General features: G+C 63.2%; 2 protein-coding genes. One reads left to right on the top strand and one right to left on the bottom strand.

Annotated elements, in window-relative coordinates; all coding sequences use genetic code 11:
* A partial coding sequence (locus EN749_RS35700) for a DUF6088 family protein (protein WP_128364923.1) occupies nucleotides 1-493 on the bottom strand: 493 nt, incomplete at its 3' end.
* Nucleotides 494-733: 240 nt separating this feature from the next.
* Here EN749_RS35700 and EN749_RS35705 point away from each other — a divergent pair.
* On the top strand, nucleotides 734-1,447 hold a 714-nt coding region (locus EN749_RS35705), incomplete at its 3' end, for an ImuA family protein (protein ID WP_128364924.1).

Genomic DNA, 1,447 nt, shown 5'->3' on the forward strand with positions numbered 1-1,447 from the left:
GGGTCAGCATGTCCTGCATCCAATGCAAGGCCTGGACGACCCGCATCCCCGGCCGATCCGCCCAATAGAGGCGGCTAGGGGCAGCGTATTTGAAGTGGATTTCCTGCGTGCCGAGCTTGATTGGCTTCAACCGCGCATCGACCAGCACTTCTATTCGGGCGGGGACGGCGGTCGTCAGGCCGAGGTCGTTGGCGGCCGTCATACCATCGATGACGGCGCGCGCGTTGTCGCGGCGAGTCACGGCACGGATGACCGCGCGATAGTCCGGCACGGTGGCGCGACCAGTAAGGATGTTCGTGCGCGGCCGGTCATAGAGGCCTCGGTCGATCCGGCGCAGCTCCCCGGCGGCTGCCAGGCGCTGCAGGGTTTTGTCTACGGCGGCGCGCGCGCCGAGATCGGCGAAATCGCCGGGGGTCCAGACCTCGTCGGGTTTGGACTCAATGCGGGCAAGCAGGCGCGAGCGAAGATCGGTATCGGGCTCAACGATGGACATGTCCGAAATATGCTACAAGTTTCGGACAAGCGCAAGGTAAGAGTCCGAAATATGCTACAATTTTCGGACACTCCGTGGCGCGCAAACTCCAAAAATGGAACTCGCATTTTCGCATTGAAGGATATGGCCCGAGCATCGAATGCCTCCTTCCGCAGGGCACGACATCATCCCGGTTGACTCTTAGTCAAGACGAGAACAAATGTAGAACATATCACAGGCTTTCCGCGTTTCAAGGGTCAGATGAGTGTATCGGCGCCCCCTGCTGCCATTTCCGAGCTTCGAGACCGCATCGCGCGCCTCGAAGGCGGAAATGCGCGCGTGCGTACAGTTTTGCCGTTCGGAGTGGCCGCGATCGACAGGGTTCTGCCGGGAAGGGGACTGGCTTTTGGCGGTCTGCACGAGGTCGCAGGCGGAGGGAATGGCGCTGTCGACGGCGCGGCCGCTGCACTATTCGCAGCAGGGATTGCCGCACGCACTGTCGGCAAGGTGCTGTGGTGCGTTACCCGGCCTGATCTGTTCGCCCCGGCGATCGAACAGGCCGGCCTGCCTCCGGGACGGGTGATCTATGTCGAGGCCGGTGACGAAAAGTCGGTTCTCGCCTGTTTTGAGGAGGGCCTTCGCGGAGGTTTTGGCGCCGTCGTTGCCGAGATTGCACGGCTTTCGATGACGGCCTCACGGCGGCTTCAGCTCGCCGCCGAAAGCTCCGGCGCCATCGGCATCGCCATTCGCCGCTGGCGCCGCCAGACGGAGGCAACCGATTTTGGCCAGCCGACCGCTGCCGAAACCCGCTGGCGGGTGTCGGTCCTGCCGTCGACGCCATTGCCCGTCCAGGGAGTCGGGCGGGCGCGCTGGCATCTCGAGCTGATCCGATGCCGGGCCGGAGAGAGTGCAGATTTTACAGTGGAGGCTTGCGATGCCAAGGGTCGTATCGCTCTTCCTTCCGATGTGGCCGAC

This window comes from Mesorhizobium sp. M7A.F.Ca.ET.027.02.1.1 (assembly GCF_004022985.1).
In the GTDB taxonomy this organism is placed as follows: Bacteria; Pseudomonadota; Alphaproteobacteria; order Rhizobiales; family Rhizobiaceae; genus Mesorhizobium.